We start from the raw sequence: 3,079 nt of genomic DNA, 5'->3' as shown, positions 1-3,079 counted from the left end.
GCCAGTGCGGGGCGTGTTCGATAATCTTTAACGGGAACGTAACATCCGCCTGCATGATACCGGCGTTCAGGATAAAGGGGAGCGAGATTATAACGATAGAGGGATTTTCCCAGACGGACGAGTACAATGAAATATTAACGGGTTTTAAGGAAGTGCATTTGGGAAATTGCGGCTACTGCGAAGCGGGAAAAATTTTATGTACCGAGACTCTTCTTGAACGGCTCCCAAACCCGACAAGGGAAGAAATCATTATGGGTTTTGCGGGAATTAACTGCCGTTGCACGAACATTGACAGGCTGGTAGAGGCGGTAAACCACATAATCGAAATACGCCACAGGAGATTGTATGGACGTTCTGCTTAACAGAATATTTTACCCAAGTTCGTTTAACGAGCTTTTTTCCGCGTGGAACCAGAACCCGTCCGCCCAACCCTACGCCGGAGGAACGTTCCTCTTGTGGAAGCAAAGCAAGACCATTATAGACCTTCCGCCCGTCATAATCTGCCTTGACAATATGACGGAGCTTCAAAATATTACAAGGACGGAACATTATCTTGAAATCGGCTCAATGGTAATACTAAATAAAATAATCAAGCTGGGAAAAATAGTGCCGGAAGTTCTTTGCGCCTGCATGGAAAGTATAGGCGGAGTCCAACTGAGGAATGTCGCGACCATAGGCGGCAACGTCTGCTGTTCTACCCGCCTGCTTGACATCCCCGCCCCCCTTGTCGCCCTCGACGCGCAATATGAATTAAAGAGCGCCCAAAACTCCAGGTGGGTTTCCGCTTCGCGCTTTCACTTGGAAGAAGACCGTACTTCCGGGGATAAAAGGGAAATCCTTACGAGAATCAGACTGCCCCTTCACCAATGGGATTATTCAATGTACAAGAAATTCTTTTCCGAAGACATGTATAACCATAAAACCGTCACTTTTCTCGCAAAAGCCCAAAAAAACATACTTTCCGACATAAAAATCGTCTGTAAAGGGAATACGATTATAAGGAATAAGAACGCGGAAGGCATATTAATCGGCAACCACCTGCCCTTGCACCGCAAAACAGCAGCCGATTTTGTCGAAAACTGGAAGGAGTTTCTGTCCCATAACGATGAAATGGACGATTTTTCAAAATATGAGATGATAAACTGCATAGAAATAAACGTTTTTAACCTTACGGAATAGGGACTAACAAGGTGGTTACAGCGTGAAAAGTTTCTTAGGGCTTTTATTATCCATGCTTGTTTTTTCCTGCGCTTCCACTCCGCCTACTTCGGGGAAACAGGCTTCCATACCTGAAGATTTTTTGGGAATAGTCCACGCGGCGAGAACCTTTGACATTAAAGAAGAAAAACTTTTGGAACAGATGGGCGCCAAATGGATACTGAACACTTTTTATTGGAGTTCAATTGAACCTGAAAAAGACCGCTTCGATTTTTCCCATTACGACAAATATGTAAACGAGGCAAAAAGGCAGGGGAAAAAAATTATCGGCGTATTGGGATACGGGTCTAATTATTCAACTTCATTGGGAAAATCAACATATTACATATCAAAAAAAGATATGCCTTTTTTTTTGCGTTATGTCGAAGAAACGGTACGCCGTTATAAGGGACAGGTTGACGCATGGTGCGTCTGGAACGAACCCAACATATTATTCTGGAAAGGAAAAGACGGCGAATATTTTAATTTAACAAAACTTACAGCGGCCGTAATACGCAAAACCGATCCTGACGCGTATATTATAGGCGGCGCTTTTAGCCGCACCCCTACTATGTTTATCAAAAAAATGCATAAAGCCGGAGCCGTAAAAGTATTGGACGCCCTCGCCTTTCACCCTTACGCCGTTAATCCTTCCGGTTCTATGAAGCTTTACGACAAATTCACAAAAACCCTCTCGGAAATTAATTACTCCGGCCCCGTATGGGTAACGGAAATGGGATTCCCGACGGGGGGATGGTATCCCAACAAAGTTTCCAATGATAAATTTCCCGACTATATAGTAAAAACCATCGCCGGAGACGCCGCAAGAGGCGCGAGGGTTCTGTTATGGTATCATATGTTCGACAGTCTGGAGCCGGGAATAAAAAGCATGAATTCCGAAGATTTTTTCGGGCTAATTTATAAAGATTTCAGCCGGAAACCGGGCTCTTTCGCCTACGAACTGTGCGCCCGTTTTCTTCCCGGTTCGCGTTACGTTCCTGAATTGCCGCAAAGGAAAAATGTGCCTTCGAATGTCGTTTCATTTTGTTTTTTGGACGGTATTTCCGGCTATAACGCCCTTATTCTTTGGAATGACAAGAAAAACACGCAAAAAATTATGATTAATCTTCCTGTAACCGCCCTGCTTCATGATATATCCACAGGTCTTAATACCCCTATACCGTCTGATACGCTTCTTGATGTCTCGGATAAACCTTTATTTATCACATGGCAGGGGGCAGAAACCCCGTGTTTAATTAAAAAACAGTGAAAAATATCGCGATTTTAGCGGTAATTAGGTTGAAATTCCCATTTTTTCTTGATATATTATCAATAATTAAGCAAAAATCGCCGGTTTCATTGAGCGTGTTTCGGCCGCCGGTGCGCCAGGCGTCCGCCGTTTTCCGGCAGGTTATTTTTTGGGTTATAATTCTGTTTTTTACGGGATTTTAGGGATTCTTTTGCGCAAATTATCTTACAAGTACAATTTTTTTGTATTTTTTTTATTTTTCTTTCTCATTTGCTCTGCGGCGTTCTCGCAGGAAGATCCGCAAAATAACTCCGTTTATATCATCAATTCATTTTCTTTTAACATTACGGGCAGAACCCGCTCCTTCGCGTTAATAAGAAAAGGGGAACTTTATACAGGCGTGGAAATTACGGGGTTTTCGGAACTGGAAAAATATATAAATGATAAAAGACAGCTTCTTTACAATGAAAGGGTTTTAGACACCGTCAGTATAGATTATACAATCGGACAGCCTGATGAAGACGGAAAAATCCCGGTCGATGTTTTTATTACCACAAAGGACACATGGAACGTTGTGGCAATTCCCCGTCCCAGATACAGTTCCAACACCGGTTTTGACCTGACGATTAAAGC

The 3,079-nt window shown here is 43.1% G+C and carries 4 protein-coding genes; all 4 read left to right on the top strand.

The annotated features are described in order from the left end of the window. The coding region (locus ACYVTD_RS11075) for a (2Fe-2S)-binding protein (protein WP_461247830.1) at window positions 1–362 on the top strand (362 nt) is incomplete at its 5' end. Then, a complete protein-coding gene (locus tag ACYVTD_RS11070) occupies window positions 346–1,179 on the top strand; it encodes an FAD binding domain-containing protein (RefSeq protein WP_461247829.1) in 834 nt (277 codons plus the stop codon). The genes ACYVTD_RS11075 and ACYVTD_RS11070, both read left to right, overlap by 17 nt. A gap of 22 nt (window positions 1,180–1,201) precedes the next feature. Further along, window positions 1,202–2,467, top strand: a complete 1,266-nt coding sequence (locus ACYVTD_RS11065; protein ID WP_461247828.1) for an endo-1,4-beta-xylanase — start codon at window positions 1,202–1,204, stop codon at window positions 2,465–2,467. A 190-nt stretch (window positions 2,468–2,657) separates the two neighbouring features. Continuing rightward, on the top strand, window positions 2,658–3,079 hold a 422-nt coding region (locus ACYVTD_RS11060; protein ID WP_461247827.1), incomplete at its 3' end, for a hypothetical protein.

The organism is Treponema sp. R6D11 (genome assembly GCF_054786075.1).
This window is presented reverse-complemented; position numbering and strand designations above follow the sequence as displayed.

What these genes read in the sequence shown, in the direction of transcription:
- ACYVTD_RS11070 (WP_461247829.1), top strand. Translation starts at nt 346, where the DNA reads ATGGACGTTCTGCTTAACAGAATATTTTACCCAAGTTCGTTTAACGAG.